A 21,888-nucleotide genomic window follows, 5' to 3' on the forward strand; every position below is an offset into this window, starting at 1 on the left:
CTAGTTGAACAAACCAATCAGGCGGATCCAGAGCGACGGCTTGCGTAGCAGATCGTCGCCTTCGCCCTCACCTGGAGCCGATTGGTTCAGCGCATAGGTGTACGCCCGCTTGGAGCTGGGCTTGCCCACCAGCTCCTCGAATTCCAGCAACTGCGTACGCGGCTCATAGGGGTGACGCACATCGAATTCAATCAGTCTCGTGGCGCGCTTGCCGGGCGCGGGACCGTAGGTGTTGAATCCGCAGGTGGGCGTGGCGATCAGCATCAGTCCCTGATAGTCGCCCACGAACCCATTGCGATGGTCATGGCCCGCGGCCACCGCGAAGTAGCCATCGTTCTGCCGCAGAACCGCGAACTCCTCCGACCGGTCCGGGCAGGAGATGCCCTCCCCCAGATATCCGCCGGGCTGAGTGCACTGCTCGTCGAGGATGTAATAGGTATCAGCATGATCGCGATACCCCTGCATGGCGTATGCCGTGTTCGACGGCACCGGCTTGAGCACGTGGTAGTACTCCGGCAGCGGCATGTGCTGGAACACCATCGACCGCACCGGCGCATTCGCGGACGCGCCCGGCGCCGATGATGGCGACCCGGCAGCCGCCTCGCCGCCGCCATCACTCAACAATGATGGCACCCGCCGCAGAAAGTCCAACGCCCGGGCGGACGGTGCGCCAAAGCCACCGCCACGGGCATAATCACCGGAATTCACAATCACCAAACCCAGCACATTGCGGGTATCGGACACATCTCGCACCGGCAGCGCCAAGGTACCGGGTTCACATGTATATATGGTCTGGTCAGGCAGCAATGTATCGGCCGCGTTCACGCAGCCGGGGAATTCGCGGTAGATCGCCTCCAATTCCTCATTGTCGAGGCCGCATTGGAAATCATGGTTGCCGTAGGTCACCACCCACGGCACCTTGCGCTCCTCGAGCGGCGCGACGAACTGTGCAATCGCGCCGCGCACCAGCTTGCGCGTCTTGTCCATCGCACTACGGCTGATGGGCTCCTTACTCCAGCGCCGCTTCTTGAACGACCCCGCGAAGTCCGGGCCGAATCCGGCGATCTGGTTGCCCGAGAACACCACCAGGTCAGGTCGCGTGGCGTCGACGCTCGCCGCCAGCAACGATACCGTGTCTTTGGCGATTTTCGCCCCATCCTGGATATCCGCCACCTGCAGAACGCGGAATTTGCCGGATGTATGGAACTGCAGTCTGCCCAGACGCGCGGAAATGGAAACCGGACGGCCATCATCGGCATCGGCCGGTTTGATACGAGGTTTGAAACCTTCAGGCGTTCGCTGTGTTTCCGTCATGCCTCCACTGTACACATGCACGCCCAATACCGGGCCCGTGGTTTCTCGGGTCCCAAGATTATCCATTGCGCGAGAATTCCCATCATTGACGGTCACCCAGCGCGATACCGCCAACACACCGAGGAAGGGCCCCATCCCCCGTACAAGGCAGGCAAAGAAAAAGGCCCGCCGGAGCGGGCCTTTTCTACAAGTTCCACAGCGTAGAGCAGAATCTCTGCACAACATCATCGTTGCAACGGTAAGTCTTTCCAATGCCCGTCCAACGTAACAGTCCTCGTGACCATACACTATTTGTGGGCTCTGCTCTGTTCTGTTTTCCTTGTACCTCATAATGTATTCGCGCATCACCGATGCCGCAAGCCGCGCATCGCGGATGTTCGATTTTTATCACAACTGTTCATTCGCACAGGCTCAACGCCGGCAAACGAATGGTTGAGTGCGGTTCGAACCCGTACAATGTTCGCTTTCGTTCCTTCCAGAGCCGCCGTCGGCGTGTCGCCCAACCACCGGCAAGACATATCGCCCGACCGCCGTCTTCCAACCATCCAATCACCCATAAACCGCCAACCAACCGTCCATAAACCTTCCAACCAACCGTTCGCAAACCGTCCACGAACTGCAAACTGACCACTAATGAACCTTAACCAACTGCCGGCAATCGACCGACCACAAACAGCCGCCCAGCACCCATCCGGCGCCCGCGTCTGCGACACCAATATGAACGGAGTCTGAACTCTCGCGAGTAACCCCCGTATACGGCCACGCCAAAGCCTACGATATAAGCTATGGCACAAATATTTGACGCACCCTCAAAGGCAATTCTGCGAAGCCAAATCGCAGAGCACATTGCCGAGACTGACAAGAATGACCGCCGCGTCGATAAGGAAGGCGAAGCCCCGCTGCCCGAGGATCGCTTCTTCGACCGCGAACTGAGCTGGCTCAAGTTCAACCAGCGCGTGCTCGAGCTAGCAGAAGATGAAGATGTGCCGCTGCTCGAACGCGCCAACTTTTCCGCCATCTTCGCCTCGAACCTTGACGAGTTCTTCATGGTTCGCGTGGCCGGCCTGAAGCGCCGCATCGACTCCGGCATCGCAGTGCCGTCCGCAGCCGGCCTGAGCCCGCGCCAGCTGCTGCGCGCCATCAGCGAAACCGCGCATCGTCTCCAGAACGAGCATGCGCACTACACCATCGACACGATCCTGCCCGAGCTGGAGAAAGAGCACATCGTCCTGCTGAGCTGGGACAAGCTCACCCCCTCCGAGCAGGAGCGCCTTTCCCGCTACTACCGTCAGCAGGTCTTCCCCGTGCTGACCCCGCTCGCGGTGGACCCTGCCCACCCGTTCCCCTACATCTCCGGCGGCTCCATCAACCTTGCTGTAATCGTGGAGAACCCGTCATCCGGCAAGTCCCACTTCGCCCGCGTCAAGATCCCGGGCAACCTGCCGCGCCTCGTGCCGGTCGACGACATGACCGACGAGGAGTCCAAGGACGAGCGCTACGGCTTCATCACCATGGAGAAGCTCATCGCCGCCCACCTCGAATCCCTGTTTCCGGGCATGATCATCAAGGAGGCCCGCTCCTTCCGCGTGACCCGCAACGAGGACATCGACGTGGAAGAGGATGACGCCGAGAACCTGCTCAACGCCATGGAGAAGGAACTGCTGCGCCGTCGCTTCGGACCGCCGATCCGCCTCGAGATCACCGACGACACCAGCCCGTTCCTCTCCCAGCTGCTCGCCGACCAGCTCGGCGTGAGCCAGGACGAGGTGTACCGTCTGCCCAGCCCTCTGGATCTGACCGTGCTCTTCGAGCTCGGTGGCGTCGATCGCCCCGACCTGAAGAACCGCCCGTTCGTGCCGACCACGAACCGCCAGATCGCAGAAGTCGAGTCGTCCCGCGCACAGGACATCTTCGCCGCCATCCGCGAGCGTGACATCCTGCTGCATCACCCCTACGACTCCTTCTCCACCTCTGTGCAGGCCTTTCTGGCACAGGCTGCTGCAGATCCTAAGGTCCTGGCTATCAAGCAGACGCTCTACCGGACCAGCTCCAACTCACCGATCATCGACGCACTGATCGACGCCGCACACGCCGGCAAGCAGGTGCTGGCCCTGGTCGAGATCAAGGCTCGCTTCGACGAGGATGCCAACATCGCGTGGGCCCGCAAGCTCGAACGCGCCGGCGTGCACGTGGTGTATGGCATCGTGGGCCTCAAGACCCACTGCAAGCTCATCGAAGTGGTGCGTCAGGAGGCCGACGGCCTGCGTCGCTACTGCCACGTGGGCACCGGTAACTACAACCCGAAGACCGCACGTATCTACACCGATTTCGGTCTGCTGACCTGCGATCCGGTGGTCGGCCAGGACCTAACCCGCCTGTTCAACCAGCTGTCCGGCTACGCGCCGAAGTCCAGCTTCCACCGTCTGCTGGTCGCCCCGCGCACCATCCGCACCGGTCTCATCCAGCGCATCCGCCGCGAGGAGGATGCCGCCCGCGCCGGCAAGGAAGCCTGGATCAAGATCAAGGTCAACTCCATCGTGGACGAGAAGACCATCGATGCCCTGTACCGCGCCTCTCAGGCCGGCGTGAAGATCGACATCGTCGAGCGCGGCATCTGCGCCCTGAAGCCCGGCGTTCCCGGCCTGTCCGAGAACATCCGCGTGCGTTCGATCCTCGGCCGCTTCCTTGAGCACTCCCGCATCTACGCCTTCTGCAACGCTGACGGCCCGCAGATCGGCGAAGGCCCGGCTTCCGGCCCCGAGGTGTACATCGGCTCCGCCGATCTGATGCATCGCAACCTCGACCGTCGCGTGGAGGCTCTGGTGCGCATCACCGCCCCGGAGCAGATCGACGAGCTCATCAAGTACGTGGATCTGCAGATGGCCGATTCCACGGTCAGCTGGCACATGCAGCCGGATGGCACCTATGTGCTGCACACCAAGGACGACGAAGGCCGTCCGCTGGTGGACAGCCAGGAGTACCTGATCCGCAAGCATTCCCGCAGCCGCGGCGCGCACAGCTGATTGCGAACAATCGTGCACGCTGATACGGATGCAGACAGCGCGCTTGTGAACGCTCACGCAAAACACTGGTACAGTGGATTGCGACACAGGTGATATGACGATGCCCGGTTCCCATACGATGTGGGAACCGGGCATCGTCGTATCGCCAGCACAAACTACGTAGCGGCAGCTGTTTTTGCCCTACAATGACCAGTGATGGGTAGCAACAGCATGAGGCATGTCGTAGAAGCCGCCGGTGGCATCATCTACCGGTGGAAGACCGCCGAGAATTCCGATACAGCAACGCACAATACTCCAGAACACACACAGGGGCGACCGGAGCCGAGGACGACCCACGACACCCGCGAAGCCATAGACCCGCAAATCCTTTCGGATGCTTCGCACAACGTACTTGGCCATATCGAACTGTGCGTCGTGCACCGGCCGAAGTATGACGACTGGAGCTGGCCCAAGGGCAAGCTCGATCCGAACGAATCCCACCGCCACGCCGCCGTGCGCGAGATGGGCGAGGAAACCGGCCTGCCAGTGGCGCTTGGCCCGTATCTGGGCGATATCACCTATCCACAGTCCGAAGAGGGATGCGTCCAGCGGCATACCAGGAATCTGTCCGGTACCGGCAAACATGTGATGTTCTGGATGGCCAAGGTCATCAGCCCGGTGGATAATCTGCGACGCACGCACGCCTTCGGGCCGGTCCACCGTGCCGATGAGGGCGAAATCGACCAGATGCTCTGGCTGACGCCGGTCGAAGCGCGCAAACGTCTGACGCATTCGACGGATAAGGACATTCTGGCCTTGTTCGTCGACCGCGTGCAGGAGGGCGCACTCGACTCCCAGCCGGTGATCATCGTGCGACATGGCAAGGCAGAGACCCGCAAACTATGGAAAGGCACGGACGCCAATCGCCCGATCACACCGCGTGGCGCGGCGGCCGCCTTCGCGCTCAACGCCGAGCTCGCCTGCTTCAATCCGATTCGCATCGCCACTTCGCCTTGGCTGCGCTGCCAGCAGACATTGGAGCATTTCGCGTGGGAAACCAAGAGCGACATGGTCAAACTGGACGAGATGACGGAAGACGCATTCGCCATCAATCCCGATGCCGCGTGGGAGTCCATGCTCAGTGAGATCGATTTCGCGCTTGAGCGTAAGCAAGGCACGGCGATTTGCATGCATCGCCCGGTCATCGGCGGTATGTTCCAGCATCTGCGCGAACTGTGCCGGCCGGCCGCGCTGGGCAGACGGCTCATCGCGAAATCACCATACATGCCCACCGGCACCGCGATAGCATTGTTCGTGATCAGTACTCCGGATGGCCCGGTCATCATCGATATTCAGAAGGTGCAACCGCTTGTCTACTAGACCCGCTTACCCCGATTCCTCGAACTCGTCCGCTGCCGCTGCCGCCGCTCACGCTTCGGCACATGGCGGCTCCGGACTTGGCCCGGGATTCGGATCGTTGCGTGCAGCCGGTGCCGCATTCGGACCAGTGCGGATGGGTGCTTCACGCCCCTCGCGCCCGGCACAGCTTGACCCGGCGGTGGCCGACGGACTGGCAGGCGGCATGGATCCGCAGGCCATCAGCGAAATGAGCCATCTCTCCGCGGCGGCGCTGCTCGACCGTGTGCGCCACAGCGAGGATCCGGAAGTGGTGCATCGCGTGCTGACATTGGTGGAGACGGTCGGCGTGGACGAGATCGCCGAGCTGTGGAGCGACGCCGAGCCTGATTCACTGCCCGGCGTGCTCTGGCGGCTGTACATGCTGCGCACATGGATGCGCGCGAACCGCGATTCCATTGCCCGGCTCTGGCGGCTCGGCGAGCCGGTGGCCACCACGGCTTCCGCCATCGCCGGCGTGGATCAGGCACCCACTGAGGATGACATCGTGCGATTGGCGGATTCGATTCTCTCTGGTGCATTTGTGGGCGATTTCGCCGTGGCACTGGAGCGCGCGGCGGCGTTCACCGATGTAGTGGCGCTGGGCTTGCGTGTCGAGGCGCGACGGCGTGTGCAGCGCGCGACAGCGAATGGCGGCAGCGCCCCCGAAGCCGAACAGGCCGCACGCGCACAGGCGGCCAAGCTCCTGCACACCGGTGCGAACCTGATGAGTACCGCACGCACGTTCGAGCACGGCGCGCACCTCTGGCGTCGCGGCAGGCTGGAGTAGCGGCTCGCTTATCTCTCCCCTCCGACGAGGGACTTGGACCGCGGCTGAGGGAAAGACCAGCCCTCTGACGTGCTGAGCTTTGAAAGAAATGCTGGGAGCGCTTCTAAGCGAGGGCTTAATGACAGTCAAGCCGAGGGAAATGACCGAAAGCTCCGCAACGGAGCTCCCTCTGATGAGGGAGCTGTCACGGGCTTGGCCCGCGACTGAGGGAGAGACCCAATCCACCACTTCGGCATCAGCCATCAGCTGATATCCGCCTGTTCCGGCGTGCCCCAGTTCATCGCAAACTATACTGATACCCGCGTCGGGCCGTGCTTAAGCCCCGGGCTCCATTTTTTGCCGCCGCGAGCGGCCCTTGCGCCGACAGGCGCTTTCGCGGTTCGACGCCCCACACTTCTTCTTCAGGTCTTTTCTCGCTAAACGTACGCTGATGGACGCTAACGTACGTTAAGTGCGACGACATGGTGGATGCTTGCGTTGCACCTTGTGCCGCAGCGCTGCAAATGCGATATTGCGCTGGTGTGGCACATGGCACCTGCGCATGACAGCATCCCATGCACCACTTGCGGCATAGGCGCGGCACAAACGCACAAAACCGGCCCCCGGAAGCCCGAATACGGCAGAATTCCGCTTCAGGGACACGAGAGACTGTCCCTGAAAACCTGAAAACGGCAGAATCGCGTTTCAAGGACAAGAGAACCTGTCCCTGAAGCCCGAAAACGTCTGAACCGCTCTTCAGAGACAAAAGAATCCGTCCCGGAAGCTTGAATACCGAATAATCACGCTTCAGGGACACGAAAACCTGTCCCGGAAGCCCGAATACGGCTGAATCGCGCTTCAGGGACACGAAAACCTGTCCCGGAAGAGCAATTCAACCCGTTTCGCCGTTCCGGGACAGATCCTCCAACGCCACGCCAAGCACCGTTCAGAAAGAATGGCGGAATTCCAAGGATTTCCAGTTCATACCACACGCACATCATGGGTACAGGCACACAAAACCTGTCCCGGAAACTCAAATACGACGTAAACGCGTCTCAGGGACACGAGAATCTGTCTCTGTAGCCCGAAAACGGCAGAATCGTGATTCAAGGACACGAGAGACTGTCCCTGAAAACCCGAATACCGCATAATCGCGTTTCAGGGACACGAAAACCTGTCCCTGAAAACCCGAATACCGCATAATCGCGCTTCAGGGACACGAAAACCTGTCCCGGAAGAGCAATTCAACCCGTTTCGTCGTTCCGGGACAGATCCTCCCGCACCACATCAATCACCATCCAGAAAGAATGGCAGAATTCCAAGGATTCCCAGCCACCGCCGCACACACGTCACAGGCACAGGCACACAAAACCTGTCCCGGAAACTCAAATACCGCATAATCACGCTTCCGGGACACGAAAAACCGTCCCTAAAGCCCGAATATGGCTGAATCGCATTTCAGGGACACGGAAACCCGTCCCTGAAGCCCGAAGAGCCGCAGAATCCCGCTTCAGGGACAAGAGAATCCGTCCCTGAAGACCGAATATCGCAGAATTGCATTTCAAGGACAAGAGAATCTGTCCCTGAGACCATATTCGAGGCTGTTTTCACGTATCGGGACAGATCAGCCAAGCAATCGACCGAGGATACGGATGATCCATGCAATCGATTCACCCGTTCGGCACCAAACCTATTGGTCCGTCTCACCAATAACCGAGGGATCCGGCTTCCGTCTCTCCCCCCAGTCAGCTTCGCTGACAGCCCGTCCCGCAGTCACGGACGCGCTCTACACGCGCAGCCTGTCGGCTCGCACAGCACCTACAGACAGTTCCGCTGTTTGCCTTACGGTACTGTCCTGACAGGGAAACCGAGGAAAAGCAATACAACTCCGGAGTGACATTGCCTTTTCGCCGCCAATCCTGCCCCGGCCAGCGAACCGGCATTCAAGAGAATCGTCTCGCCCACCCCTTCAGCTGCGTGTTCAGCCGCCCCCTTCAGCTGCGCGGTGAGCGTTGGGCGGCAGGAACCGCGCGATGAGAGCTACATCACAAAACGGCTGTATTTCAGCGAATTCTCAGGATGCGTTTACGACGTCGCCAGCATCGGCTTGTTATTTTCGATGTGGGGAATTCCAACGCGTCATCGAGGTTGTGGTATTCGAGCGCGGCGCATTACGCGCACAACACCGACAGTCAGTACCAGTGCTTTCGCAGCAGTACGCAGCCAAAACGTCACCCCTCGAGCCTGCCGCACAAGCCGACTCGGTAGGCCGGGGAGCCGTGGGATACGTGACCGAACCGCCGTCGAAACGCTGGGCAAGAGAACAACACATGAGGAGCATCCATGAAAACCGTAACACGCACCGCCATCGCCGTGCTCGCCGGCCTGGCAATCATTGGCGACGCTTTTCTGCTGTTCATCAAGCCTCACCTCGCACAGCAGGCGGGAACCACAGGATCTGCCCTGGCCTCAAACGGCACGACATCCAGCGGAAACGGCAGCAGCGCCAACGCCCAATCTGAGTCCTCCACCGGCTCCGACAGCGCAAACAGCGCTGATTCAAACGATTCTACTGACTCCAGCGACACCGGCACAGATTCCGCCGATTCCGCCGACTCCAAATCCACAGACTCCAACACCCTGAAGGACGGCACCTACACCAGCGTGGCCAGTCCGAATGCCTATGGCGAAATCCAATTGCAGGTCACGGTCGCGGGCGGGAAAATCACCACTATCACCACGGTGAAAGCCCCGACCCATGGCCGCTCACAGTCCGTGAACGCCCAGGCGCTCCCGATGCTCACCGAACGCGCGATCAGCGCGCAGAGCGCGGATATCCAGTTCGTCTCCGGAGCGACCGAGACCTCCACTGCCTTCGTCAATTCGCTGCAGGACGCCATCAACCAGTCGCTGAACGCCGCCGAATAAGCCAATAGCCAGCAACAACCAACAACAGTCAACAGCCCATACGGACAGCACCGATCATGACCACCATCCAAGCCCGAGTCATCCACGCGATGACCATCCCGTTCACCATCCAGCTGGCGAGCGACAGCCGCGATGCCGCCTATCTCGCCACATGCATCGACGAGATCACGCCGCAGATCGACGCGTTCCTGCGGCACGTGGATGCCACGTTCTCCCCGTTCCGCGCCGATTCGCAGGTTGCCGCAGCCCGACGAGGCGACTGGTCGGCCATGCTCGCCACAAGCAAAGCATCCTCGGCACAGTCCGGTATCCACTACGCAGCGTCGACGTCGTACAGCCGACACGCTGCCCCAGCTCAGTCCCGCTATTCCCAATCCGAATCCCGGCCCGAATCACAGTCGGTACCCCAGTCCGAATTCGCGCAAATCTACGCGCTGGCCGAGCAGGCCAAGCAGCTCACATGCGGTCATTTCGATCCGATGCACGCCGGCCAATACGACCCGACCGGCATCGTCAAAGGCTGGGCCATCGAACGAGCGCACGAACGGTTCCTCATGCCGTTGATCAAGTCCGGACAATGCGACGCCGCCGCGCTGGGAGGCGGCGGAGACATCCAGACCGCAGTAGCCGATACCAGCGATTTCGTATGGCGCATCGGCGTACAGGACCCCGCCAACCCCAACGCCACCCTACGGACCATCACCCTGCGCAACGGCGCGGTCGCCACCTCCGGCACCAGCAAACGCGGCGAACACATCACCCGCAGCGCGCACGACCTGGCACAGGCCACCATCGTCGACGACCATCTCGCGTTCGCGGACATGTGGGCCACCGCCGCCATCAGCGCCGGCGAGCGCACGTTCCGCAACATCATCACCCAGAATCCGGTCGCTCAGGCCAGTCTCCATGCGGTGCTGGTCCGCGCGGACGGCAGCATCACGCAGTTCGCGCCGGGCAAAACCGCGGCCGACGCCGTGCCCCGAACAGGAGCATAATAGGCCACTGGAATCGTAGAACCATGGAAATCGACAATCACAGTAACCAACCTTGCGGGCGGCGCGAATACTAACCAAGCGAATACAAACCGGGCAAATACGAGCGGAGCGAATACAGCCGTGCTGTGTTGTGCTGCGCGGTAACAACACCGCCCAGCACAACACCGCCCAGCACCGCCCGAACGAACCCACGGCAGGAATGCCACCCGTCGCGCATACGGAAGCCGCACACGCTCTACCCCGTTCACCAGCCCGGCTCTCGCCACCGCAGAACCCGCACAAGAGCCCACACAAGAGCCCATACAAAAGCCCACATACCATAAGGATCAATCCATGAAACACATCTCCTCGCACATCGCCCTGGCTTGGGCGGTGGTGCTGTTCATCATCCCGCTGCCGTTTCTGGCGACGCTCGTCGCCGGCTTCCCCGCCCTGTACAGCAGTTCGATGTTCGGCGCGGAACTCGGCGTCATCGCCTATGTGTGGATGCTCGCGGCCGTGTACCTCGCATGTCGCCCGCGCTGGGTGGACCGAACGGTCGGCCTGCCGCATATGTATATGATTCACGGAGTGCTGGCGATTCTGGCCATCGTGCTCGCCTTCCTGCATCAGTCGCTACTGCCGGGCGCCGGCGAACTCATCGGCCTGACCGGGCATCTGGGACTGTACCTGTTCATGGCCGTGGCGGTGTGGTCGCTGGTGTTCATGGCCGGATGGCTGACTGCTCGCGTGCCGGTTCTGGCGCGGATCAAGCGCGCGCTGGAGCGGATCTTCCGGCATGAGATGAGCGTCTGGCTGCATCGGTTGAATCTGGTGGCCATCGCGCTGATCGTGATCCATGTGCATGTGATTGACTACATCGCGTCCATAAAACCGTTCATTTTCCTGTTCGACGCGACGACGATCATCGTGTTCGCGTACTACATCTGGAGTTCGGTGAACCGTGAGGCATTCGCGTTGCGTGGACGTGTGGTCTCCGTTCGACCGCTGGCCGATCGCGTGACCGAACTGACGGTGGCGATTGAGGATGCGAACGGCTCGCGCGGTGTTTCACGGCCGCGCAATGCCGCCGACGCGGGAAGCAACGCGCGCGGCACGGGCTTAGGCGGCGGCACGGGCTTAGGCGGCGGCACAATCCGCTGGAATCCGGGCGATTTCGCATTCATAGCATTCCCTGGCAAGCGCGGCATGGGCGAATTCCATCCGTTCTCGCTGACGAATTCGTATCCGGCACCGGGGGCCGCCTCGTTCGCGGTGGGCGCGGCCGCCTCGAACACCGAGGTACGCACCACGTCGGCTGATGGCACCACCATTACGATGCCGCATCCGGATGCGCCGACCATGGCGTTCGCGATTCGCGCGGACGGCGACTTCACCACCGGCATCGCCGCCTTGCGCCCTGGCGACGCGGTGCGCATCGTGCCGCCGTATGGACGCTATGCCGAATTCATCGACGAGCACGACCGTCGCGCCACCACCAAGGCTGACCAAGCCGCCGTGCAGCAGGGGCGCACGGCTGGCGGCACCGGCACGCAGCAGCGCACGCCATTGGCGCTAATTGGCGGCGGCATCGGCATCACACCGCTGCTTGGCGTCCTCACCGCGTACGCGGACGGCGAACGGCAGGTCGACTTCCTCTACACCGTTCGGTCGGAGCGCGACTTCATCTATCGCGACCAGCTGGAACAGTTCGGCCGCACGACGCCGGCCACGCGCGTGCGGCTGCAGGCCGGACGCGCCGATGAGGCCACAATCGCGCCGATGATTCGCCCAGGCGCCGTGTATCTGATCGCCGGTCCGCAGCCGATGATGGAAGCCGTGCGCGCAATCCTGTTCAAGCACGGGGTGGCCGCCGACGATATCTACTACGAGCCGTTTGCGATGTGAGTCGGGCAGCAGACATAGACATAAACGACAGCGCTGGAATACACAAAATACCTGCAGTCCTGCTCCTCGGCAGAAGTCTGGAACAGGACTGCAGGTAAAACAGTGCTTATTACGAACCTGCAGGCGGTCGCGGAGTGTATCGCGTGGAAGTTTGCAGGTGATTTGTGCCTATATAGGACTCGTTTCTGCAGGTAAAACAGGTATATATGCGACTACTGCAGGTGATTTGTGTCTGCGTACGGCCATATCGAGGCCATACAGAGACACAAATTACCTGCAGCGGTTCGTACGAGGCACCAATTTACCTGCAGAGGACTATTCGCCGGGAATCAACTGGTGACCACTGGGACTCATCGGCCAAGATCAACGACGCACGCGGCGGGCGATGGCGAGCGCGGCACCGGCGGCGAGGAGCAGCACGGTGATGCCGGCGAAGACGCTGACGTCAGCGCCGGTGTCGGTCAGCTTGCCGTTCTTGCCGGAAGCGTTGTTCTTGCCGTTGTCCTTGCCGTTCTGGGGCTTGTTGACGGAACCGTTGTTGTTCTGGTTGCCGCCGTTGTTGTTCTGGTTGTTGGAACCGTTGTTATTGTTACCGTTGTTGTTGCCGTTGTCCGGCACTTCCTGCTTGACGACCTCGGCCTTCTGGCCGGGCTCGACGTTCACCACGTTGCCGTTGGCGTCGAGGGTGACCTTGGAGCTGAAGGCCGCGGCGAGGTTCAGACGCTGCCAACCGTCGGAGGTGGAGTCGAGCGGGTAGCCGGACTGGATTTCGGTGCGGGCGAGCACCTCACGGCGCTGGTCGGCGGTCAGGGTCGGGAACACGGTGCGCAGCAGGCCCTCGGCACCGGCGGGCACGCGTGCTGGCTGGTCAGTGGCGGAGACTGGAGCGAAACCGTAGGTGAGGCGCTGGGTATACACGTCGACAGCGGACTTGACGTCGGTGACCGGCTCGGTGGCCACGGCGTCCGTGTTGAGGTTCTTGTAGCCGTTGGTCGTGGTGGCGTTCGTCTTGGCGATGATCTCATCCAAGGTGTTGCCGTATCCGGCTTCCTGTCCGCGCTTGGTCAGGTAGTCGCGCAGCTCCTGCTGGGCGGGCTTGACGACCTGTTCGAAGTACACGTCGTCGTTCAGACGACCGGCGGCAGAAGCCTCGCCGACGATGCGGCCACCGATGATGTCCAGCGGGTAGTGGACGCCGAGCACGATGCGGTTGTTGCCGCCCTCGGCGGCACGGGCCGCAATCTGCGGTGCGAATTCCGGCATCATCGCGGCGAGCACCAGACCAGAGGTGTAGAACGCCATCGTGTGGCCGGAGGGGAAGGACTGCGAAGGGTTGTTCTTGTACTTGCCGCTGTCATCCAGCGAACCAGCGAGACCGGAGTAGCCGGCACCGTGAGGCAGGTTGCGGTAGGAATCCTGCCACGGGTTGTCCCAGTCGGCGGCGCGCTTGAGCGGCAGCTCGGCGGCCAATCCCTTCATGTCGTTCTTGCCGTTCGCGCTGCGGTCGAACAGGTCACCGCCGGTGGTCCTGTTCAGCGAGGGGCGCGGATAGTTGAAGCTGTACTTGGCGCCGGTCACGGGAATGTAGCCGACCATGCCGTTGAGCAGGTCGTAGGTCTTCTGCAGGGCGCGGGTCTTGGTGGTCGGATCGACGACCATGCCATCCCAGAACCATTCGCCCATGATCGGGCCGAAGGCGTCCCAATAGGTCTCGCGGTTGTTCTGATCGCCGTCGATGAGCGCCTTCTGCAGCTGGCTGTAATGGTCGTCGACCTTCGTGCCTGCGGCGTCATCATCTGCGGCCTTGTTGTTGATGGCCACGGTCAGATCATCATTCTGCTTGAGGATGGAGGCGCCGGCATCGGTGACATCGCCACGGAACACGGTGGTTTCGTCATTGTTCGGGTTGTCCACCGGAGTCCAGTAGTTGTTGAACTCCTTGAGCAGCACCTGAGGATCGGCCTTGGTGCTGTCGGACGGGTAGGTGGCCGGCTGGTCGTCAGCCATCGCCGGTACTGCGGCCGCGAAGCTCGCGGCGAGCGTGGCGACGGCGGCAAGACCGGCGATCGCGCGCTTGTACTGGGTGAATACGGACATTGTCCCTCCCTCAATCAATGTCAGTCTGCTCTGATGCTCTTATTCGCCGCATCAACAGACGCAAGCATTCGTCCTCGGCATTGGCTGGCGACGATGCGAATGCTCTTATGCACAAGGCTAGGAAGGCGACATGTCCCGAATGGACGTGAACCGCGAATGCCGGATGACCGGTAATTGAACAACAAAAGTCAGCAATGTAGCCATAGGAGCGGTCATGCCTCTCAGCAGCTCACTGAGCTTTCCTTACTCCGCCTCCCCGACCTGCACGCCGCGAATTTCCGTTTCCCCGGCGGCAACGGGTAGTCTGGGAGCTATGGAATTGCATGTTTTGAATCATCCGCTGGTCGAGCACAAGCTCACCGTGCTGCGAGACAAGAACACCCCCTCCTCCACCTTCCGCGAGCTCGTCTCCGAGCTGGTCATGCTGGAGGCCTACGAAGCCACCCGCGACCTGAGCGTCGTATCCGTGCCGATCGAGACGCCGGTCGCCCCGATGACCGGCAAGAAGCTGGCCGAACCGCGCCCGATCATCGTGCCGGTGCTGCGCGCAGGTCTCGGCATGCTCGACGGCATGACCCGTCTGCTGCCCACCGCCGAGGTCGGATTCCTGGGCATGAAGCGAGACGAGGACCATCCCACCCAGCAGATCACCTATGCGAACCGTCTGCCGGAAGACCTGTCCGGCCGTCAGTGCTTCCTCATCGACCCGATGCTGGCCACCGGCGGCACGCTGGTCGCCGCCACGCATTATCTGGCGGAGCGCGGCGCCAAGGACGTGACCGCCATCAACATCATCGCCGCCCCCGAAGGCATCAAGTACGTCGAGGAGCACATCGACCCGTCCATCGACTTCAAGGTCGTGGTGTGCGCGGTCGACGAGAGGCTCAACGAGAAGTGCTACATCGTGCCGGGTCTGGGCGACGCCGGCGATCGCCTGTACGGCGTGATCGACTGACCTGCGTCGGCCGACAGCTCAGCGGGATGTGTCGGACGACACATCCCGTCAATCCCGCCAATATCTCGTCGAACGTATATCGAGCCTCTTAGCGTACGTTTGCCGAGGTGTGAGCACCCCTTTTCTCATCGAACGTACGCTCACGGTCATCACGGTCATTCAATGCACGTTTGGTGAGATGGACGAGCATTATCCATTGTTGTTACGTGAGTAGTATGCAAATCGACATCATTGCGCCGGGCCGCGTGAAAGAACAGTATCTGCGCGACGCCATCGACGAGTATTCCAAACGACTCTCGCGGTACTGCAAACTCAGCATCATCGAAGTCGCGGACGAGAAGACGCCGGAACATGCCTCGGAAGGCGTCGAACGGCAGATCAAAGCCAAGGAAGGCGAACGCATCGCCAAGCATCTTCGTGACGGCGCGTTTCTCATCGCGCTGGCCATCGACGGCAAACAGCTCTCCAGCGAGGAGTTCGCGGCGAGGATCGAGGATTGGGGACTGCACGGCGTCAGTCATATCCAGCTCGTAATCGGCGGATCAATCGGCCTTGATGACGCGATACTACGCCGCGCGAACTTCAAACTCAGCTTCTCGAAGATGACGTTCCCGCATCAGCTCATGCGTGTGATCCTGCTCGAGCAGATCTATCGGGCGTACAAGATCAACGCGGGCGAGCCGTACCACAAGTAGCCGGCCAAGCATCTTTCTGGGCCGGGCGCCCGCCCAAGCCGCCCGCCCGGCCCAGGAAGATACCCACGGTGTAGGGATTATTCCACCGTGTAGGGAGTAGTTTTTACGATTCCGCGGAATTCCGCCATTCCGCATCCCTACATGGTGGGGAAATCCCTACATGGTGGGCAGTTCCCTACATGGTGGGCAGTTCCCTACACGATGGGCATATCCCGCCTACACCGCGGCACGGCGCTACCGTGCGTCGGGGACGAACGCCTCGAAGATGTGGCGGTCGAAGTACTGGTCGCACTGGGCCAGCTCGTCGCTGCTACGCACGGTCCAGGACACAGCCGTGGCACCCATCGCACGGGCAAGTCGCACCTGCGGCGATGCGCCACCGGTCCAGTCATAGGCCACGAAATCAGGACGCGACAGCCAATCGAACGCCAGCAGTCCGGCACCCCATTCCAGCGGGCCGTCCTTCTGCAGCTTCGCCGGCCAGCTCAACTGACCGCGGCACACCTCGGGGTGATGCTGCTTGTACCAGTTCACCGCACCCGGATGGAAGGACTCGATGACATACGGCCCGCGGTAGTCCGCAAGCAACGCGTGGCCCTTCTCCATCAATTCCTCGGTGCGCGCATCCCAGGCGCTGTTGTCGCTGAACTTGTATTCCACAATCAGCGGGGCGCGGCCGGCCACCACCTTGAGCACGTCGGAGAACAGCGGCACGTGCTGATAGTAGCCTTCCGGCGCGGCGGATGGCGTGACCACGAGCGGCGGATTCGCATCAGCACCGGGCAGCGGCTTGGCCTTGAGATCGCCGGGCTTGGTGCCGGGGAACAGCGGAATACGGGTGAGCTCGTCGTAGGTGAGGTCCTCGACGCGACGCGGATCGCCGGCCACACGCAGCAAGTCGGCGTCATGCACCACGACCACCTGCCCGTCGAGCGTGAGCTGGAGGTCGAGTTCTATGCCGTAGCCGGCTTCGCAGGCGGCGGCGAACGCGGCCAACGAGTTCTCGGGGGCGATGGGGCCGGTGACCTCCGGACTGCCGTAGCCTGCCTTCATGGCCATGCGGCGGGCGAGCGCCACGTAATCGGCGTTTTCGGACATCGCCGTGTTGGTGGTGTCCGCTTGGGCGCTGACCGGGTCGTCGCCGGAGTACTCGGGCGTATCGGCGGGGTTCACGAGGCCCGAGCCGGCGTCATGCAGGCCGCGGTGCGCATACCAGACCTCAGGAATGGACGGCACGAAGTTGCGGCGCTTGTCGTTGAATGAACGAGGGGCCACGGCCCATGCGGCGGCACCGGCGGCCGCAGCGCCGGCCAGTACCACATTTCTCAGCAATTTTGCAGACATTGGAATCCTTCCGTATCCTTCCGTTGCAGTGCTATCAGATTACCGCCCAACGGACGCCGGCATAGGCCAGTGTCCCATGAACAGTCTCCCATGAACGTCTTGCGAAAGGCGCACGAACGACTGGTTACGCCGATAGTGCGTCGGCGAGCCATGACGGGGTGAGGGGGTCGCTCGGGTCGAGGGCGAGGTCGGGATGATTGGCGCGCAATGGCGACCAGCTGAATTCGGGGATCAGCTCGGCAGCCGTGCAGGGTTCGGGGGTCGGGCGGACGCGCAGCAACCAAGCGCAGTAGCCGATGATCTGTTCGGGCGCGACGCCACGCGCGCGCAGGGCACCCATGTCGAGCGAACGCTCGCGTTTGGCGAGACGACGGCCGGCCGCGTTGTCAATCAGCGGCAAGTGCGCGTACGCGGGATTGGCAAGAAACCTGCATTCCGGCTGGAATCCGCCGGCGAGCAGGCATCTGCGGATCCACATCTGCAATGCCGTGGAGCGCAGCAGGTCGCGCCCGCGCACGATGTCATCGACACCCATGTCCAAGTCGTCCACGACCACGACAAGCTGGTAGCCGAACAGCCCATCCGCCCGGCGAATCACCGAATCTCCGACCTCGCGGGCCAGATCGTAGTGTTGCGGTCCGTATATGCGGTCATCGAACGACGCCGCTCCACCACGGATTCCTTCATGGACGGTTTCATGGACGGCGCTGGCATCGCCCCCGTCCGCGCAGTCACAGGAACCACCGATGGCATCTGAGGCAGCCGTCCACTCCCCCGCTTCGGGCATGGCGATGCGAATGGAATGCTGGTCTCCGTGCGCCAGTCGCGCCCGCACGGTTTCCGGGTGATCGTGGAGCAGTCGACGGCAGATGCCGGGGTAGACCATGAAGCCGTCACCCTCGTTCGGAGCCGAGGCGGCGCGGATGTCCGCGCGCGAGCAGAAGCAGGGGTAGATCACGCCATCCGCCTTACGCAGGCAGTCCAGCGCGTATTCGTATCGTTCAGTGCGGCGCGACTGGTGCATGGGCGAGGCCGCATTGTCCCAGTCGAGGCCGAGCCAGCGCAGGTCGTCCATCATCAGACGGTCGGCACCGGCGATCACGCGCGGCTTGTCCACGTCCTCGATGCGCAGCAGCATGCGTTCGCCGCGCGAACGGGCGGAAAGCCAGGCGGCCAGCATGGCGTACACGTTGCCGATGTGCATGCGCCCCGAAGGCGTCGGCGCGAATCGTCCGGTCATGACTGCTTCTTCTCCTCCACTGCAACGAATGCGCGTCTCCGCCCACAGTATTCACCGATGTGTACGGGATAGTACAACCGCTACTATCCTGCGCCAGAAATACGTTGACGAATCCACTACCCCTCAGTCCCGCCGGGCCAGCTCGTCTTGCAATCAGGGACGCGCTCCGCGCGCCGCCTGCTTCCATCGTCAAAGGGGCCAAGTGCAAACGCATACGGAACACACCCGCATAGCCAAGCCAACAACCCGCGCTATCTCGTGATATCTCGCTTACGAGGGGCTGATTTCCGCTTTCTGGAACATCTATCTGCGTTACGAGGGGCTGGACACTGGCTGAGCTACGCGTGAAAACCACGTTTCGTCAACGCCATTTCGCCGTTTTGGAGCGCTGTTACTTGAGGGACCAGCCCCTCGTAACGCAGATAGATCTCCCCGGGGCGCTGAATCAGCCCCTCGTAAGCGAGATAAGCAGCAAAACAGCATGGCATTCAACAATAATGGTGGCTGCAGAAACCTGCAGCCACCATTATTCAGCCTTCATGCGCTCTCGCAACAGCGTCAAGCGCGATGAACACCCGCAACGTCACTTGTCTTCGGAGACGTTGCCGACTTCTACATCCGGGTCGTCTCCGACGATCTGGTCGCTGGCCCAGGCGGAGAGCTCGAGATGCTCACCACCGGTGTGGTCGACCAGCACGGTGTCGCCGTCGTGGACCTTGCCGGCGAGCAGCATGCGTGCCAGCTGGTCGCCGACCTCGGTCTGCACCAGACGACGCAGCGGACGGGCGCCGTACGCCGGGTCGTAGCCGGTGTTGGCCAGCCACTCGCGGGCGGAGTCGGTCACGTCGAGCGTGATGCGACGGTCGGTCAGACGCTGGGCCACGGCATTGACCTGGATGTTCACGATGCCGCCCAGCTCCTCGCGGGTGAGCGGGTGGAACATGACGATGTCGTCCAGACGGTTCAGGAACTCCGGCTTGAAGTTCATGTGCACCGCGTCCATCACGGCCTTCTTCTTGGCGTCGGCGTCGAGATCCTCGTTCACGAGGAACTGCGAGCCGAGGTTGGAGGTCATGATGAGGATCGTGTTCTTGAAGTCCACGGTCCGACCCTGGCCATCGGTCAGGCGGCCGTCATCCAGCACCTGCAGCAGCACGTCGAAGATCTCCGGGTTGGCCTTCTCGACCTCGTCGAAGAGCACCACCGAATACGGGCGACGACGCACGGCCTCGGTCAGCTGACCGCCCTGCTCGTAGCCAACGTAACCCGGAGCGGCGCCGATCAGACGGCTCACGCTCGCCTTCTCCATGTATTCGGACATGTCGATGCGCACCATGGCCTTCTCGTCGTCGAACAGGAAGTCCGCGAGCGCCTTGGCGAGCTCGGTCTTGCCCACGCCGGTGGGGCCCAGGAACAGGAACGAGCCGGTCGGGCGGTTCGGGTCTGAGATGCCGGCACGCGAGCGGCGCACAGCGTCGGACACGGCCTGAATGGCTTCCTTCTGCCCGATCACGCGCTTGCCGAGGTAGTCCTCCATGTGCAGCAGCTTCTCGTTCTCGCCCTGCATCAGGCGGCCGACGGGGATGCCGGTCCAATCGGAGACGATTTCGGCCACGGAGTCGGCGTCCACGCGGTCCGGGACCATCGGCTCCTGTGCGGGGTCGGTGGAGCCGGTGTCCTTGGACTCGGCGTCCGCGTTCTCGGCGGCGGCGAGCTCCTTCTGAATCGCCGGAATCTCGCCATAGAGGATCTTCGAGGCTTCGGCCAGATTGCCCTCGCGGGTGAACTTGTCCGCCTGCACGCGCAGGTCGTCGAGCTTGGCGCGCAGATCGCCGACCTTGTTGTGGCCGGCCTGCTCCGCATCCCAACGCGCCTTGAGACCGCTGAGCTTCTCACGGGTATCCGCGAGTTCGGCCTGCAGCTTGCCCAAGCGCTCCTTGGATGCCGGGTCCTCGGCCTTCTTGAGCTGCATCTCCTCCATCTCGAGACGGGTCACCTTGCGCTGGAGCTCATCGATCTCCTCAGGGGAGGAGTCGAGTTCCATACGCAGATGCGCGGCCGCCTCATCGACCAGATCGATGGCCTTGTCGGGCAGCTGACGGCCGGAGATGTACCGGTTGGACAGTGTGGCCGCCGCCACCAGCGCGTCGTCACCGATGGTCACCTTGTGGTGCGCCTCGTACCGCTGCTTGAGGCCGCGCAGGATGGCGATCGTGTCCTCCACGCTCGGCTCGCCCACGTACACCTGCTGGAAACGACGCTCCAGCGCCGGGTCCTTCTCGATGTTCTCGCGGTATTCGTCCAGCGTGGTCGCGCCGATCAGGCGCAACTCGCCACGGGCCAGCATGGGCTTGAGCATATTGCCGGCGTCCATGGAGCCCTCGGCGGCACCCGCGCCCACGATGGTGTGGATCTCATCGATGAACGTGACGATCTGCCCGTTGGCGTTCTTGATCTCGTTCAGAACGGCCTTCAAGCGCTCCTCGAACTCGCCACGATACTTCGAACCGGCAACCATCGAGCCCAGATCCAGCGAGATCAGCTTCTTGCCCTGCAAGGTGGTCGGCACATCGCCGGCCACGATACGCTGGGCGAGGCCCTCGACGACGGCGGTCTTGCCGACGCCGGGCTCACCGATCAGCACCGGGTTGTTCTTGGTACGACGGCTCAGGATCTGGATCACACGGCGAATCTCCTGATCACGGCCGATGACCGGGTCGAGCTTGCCTTCCTTGGCGCGGGCGGTCAAGTCGGTGGAGTACTTCTCCAGCGCCTTGTACGAGCCTTCCGCATCCGGGCTGGTGACTTTCGCGCCGCCGCGCACGCCGGGTACGGCCTTGCGCAGGGCGGCCGCGGTCACGCCGTTCTTTTCGAGAATCTCAGCCGACTGGTTCGGCTTGCTGGCTGCGATGCCGATGAGCAGATGCTCGGTGGAGACGTATTCGTCGCCCATCTGCTGCATTTCCTTCTCGGCCTGGGCGATGGCCGCGGTCAGCTGACGGCTGGCCTGCGGCTGCGAGGTGGTGGAGCCGGATGCACTGGGCAGCCCAACCAGCGCATTGCGCACTGCAGCCCCGATGGCCTGCGCGTTGCCGCCCGCCGCCTCGATCAGCGAGCGCACCACGCCGTTCTCCTGGCGCAGCAGCGCATCCATCACATGCAGGGTCTCGACCTGTGCGTTTCCTGCGGCGGACGCACTCTGAATGGCGTCGCCGACGGCCTCTTGGGCCATGGTGGTGAACTTCTGTTCCATGATGTGTTCCTCCA

Annotated in this window: 13 protein-coding genes; 8 read left to right on the plus strand and 5 right to left on the minus strand. The window is 62.2% G+C overall.

Translation table 11 applies throughout. From position 1 onward, the window contains the following. Positions 1–1,314, minus strand: coding sequence for a metallophosphoesterase (locus tag BW14_RS07995; RefSeq protein WP_140490043.1), 1,314 nt, complete (start codon positions 1,312–1,314; stop codon positions 1–3). A gap of 785 nt (positions 1,315–2,099) precedes the next feature. Between BW14_RS07995 and BW14_RS08000 the strand changes: the two genes are divergently transcribed. The 6 genes from BW14_RS08000 (at position 2,100) to BW14_RS08025 (ending at position 12,290) form a co-directional block, all read left to right on the plus strand. Then, positions 2,100–4,337 carry an RNA degradosome polyphosphate kinase gene (locus BW14_RS08000; RefSeq protein ID WP_140490045.1) on the plus strand — a complete coding sequence of 746 codons (2,238 nt, stop codon included), beginning with the start codon at positions 2,100–2,102 and terminating at the stop codon, positions 4,335–4,337. 195 nt (positions 4,338–4,532) lie between these two features. Beyond that, positions 4,533–5,696, plus strand: coding sequence for an NUDIX hydrolase (locus BW14_RS08005; protein WP_140490047.1), 1,164 nt, complete (start codon positions 4,533–4,535; stop codon positions 5,694–5,696). Then, positions 5,686–6,501: a hypothetical protein gene (locus tag BW14_RS08010; protein WP_140490049.1), complete on the plus strand. Its 816-nt coding sequence runs from the start codon at positions 5,686–5,688 to the stop codon at positions 6,499–6,501. The genes BW14_RS08005 and BW14_RS08010 overlap by 11 nt, the downstream gene beginning before the upstream one ends. 2,322 nt (positions 6,502–8,823) lie before the next feature. Beyond that, positions 8,824–9,408, plus strand: a complete 585-nt coding sequence (locus BW14_RS08015) for an FMN-binding protein (RefSeq protein ID WP_140490051.1) — start codon at positions 8,824–8,826, stop codon at positions 9,406–9,408. A gap of 56 nt (positions 9,409–9,464) precedes the next feature. Further along, entirely contained in the window at positions 9,465–10,403 is a 939-nt protein-coding gene (locus BW14_RS08020; RefSeq protein WP_140490053.1) for an FAD:protein FMN transferase, read from the plus strand. 333 nt (positions 10,404–10,736) lie between these two features. Beyond that, positions 10,737–12,290, plus strand: coding sequence for a hypothetical protein (locus BW14_RS08025; protein WP_140490055.1), 1,554 nt, complete (start codon positions 10,737–10,739; stop codon positions 12,288–12,290). Positions 12,291–12,653: 363 nt separating this feature from the next. Here the strand turns inward: BW14_RS08025 and BW14_RS08030 are convergent, their stop codons facing one another. Beyond that, on the minus strand, positions 12,654–14,387 hold the full coding sequence (locus BW14_RS08030) for a phosphatase PAP2 family protein (protein ID WP_140490057.1): 1,734 nt from the start codon (positions 14,385–14,387) through the stop codon (positions 12,654–12,656). A 313-nt stretch (positions 14,388–14,700) separates the two neighbouring features. On the opposite strand from BW14_RS08030, the gene upp reads away from it, so the two are divergent. After that, the gene (upp, locus tag BW14_RS08035; RefSeq protein ID WP_140462962.1) at positions 14,701–15,342 is read left to right on the plus strand and encodes a uracil phosphoribosyltransferase; all 642 of its coding nucleotides are present in this window, start codon (positions 14,701–14,703) and stop codon (positions 15,340–15,342) included. A gap of 215 nt (positions 15,343–15,557) precedes the next feature. Then, positions 15,558–16,037, plus strand: a complete 480-nt coding sequence (gene rlmH, locus BW14_RS08040) for a 23S rRNA (pseudouridine(1915)-N(3))-methyltransferase RlmH (RefSeq protein ID WP_140490059.1) — start codon at positions 15,558–15,560, stop codon at positions 16,035–16,037. Positions 16,038–16,271: 234 nt separating this feature from the next. Here the strand turns inward: rlmH and BW14_RS08045 are convergent, their stop codons facing one another. The 3 genes from BW14_RS08045 to clpB form a co-directional block, all read right to left on the minus strand. Continuing rightward, entirely contained in the window at positions 16,272–17,381 is a 1,110-nt protein-coding gene (locus tag BW14_RS08045) for a glycerophosphodiester phosphodiesterase family protein (RefSeq protein ID WP_140490061.1), read from the minus strand. A gap of 124 nt (positions 17,382–17,505) precedes the next feature. After that, positions 17,506–18,621, minus strand: a complete 1,116-nt coding sequence (locus BW14_RS08050; protein WP_140490063.1) for a glutamyl-Q tRNA(Asp) synthetase — start codon at positions 18,619–18,621, stop codon at positions 17,506–17,508. 583 nt (positions 18,622–19,204) lie between these two features. After that, on the minus strand, positions 19,205–21,874 hold the full coding sequence (clpB, locus tag BW14_RS08055) for an ATP-dependent chaperone ClpB (protein WP_140490065.1): 2,670 nt from the start codon (positions 21,872–21,874) through the stop codon (positions 19,205–19,207). Between the last annotated feature and the right edge of the window lie 14 nt (positions 21,875–21,888).

Origin of the sequence: Bifidobacterium sp. UTBIF-68 (genome assembly GCF_006408855.1) — a bacterium.
Classification (GTDB): domain Bacteria; phylum Actinomycetota; class Actinomycetes; order Actinomycetales; family Bifidobacteriaceae; genus Bifidobacterium; species Bifidobacterium reuteri.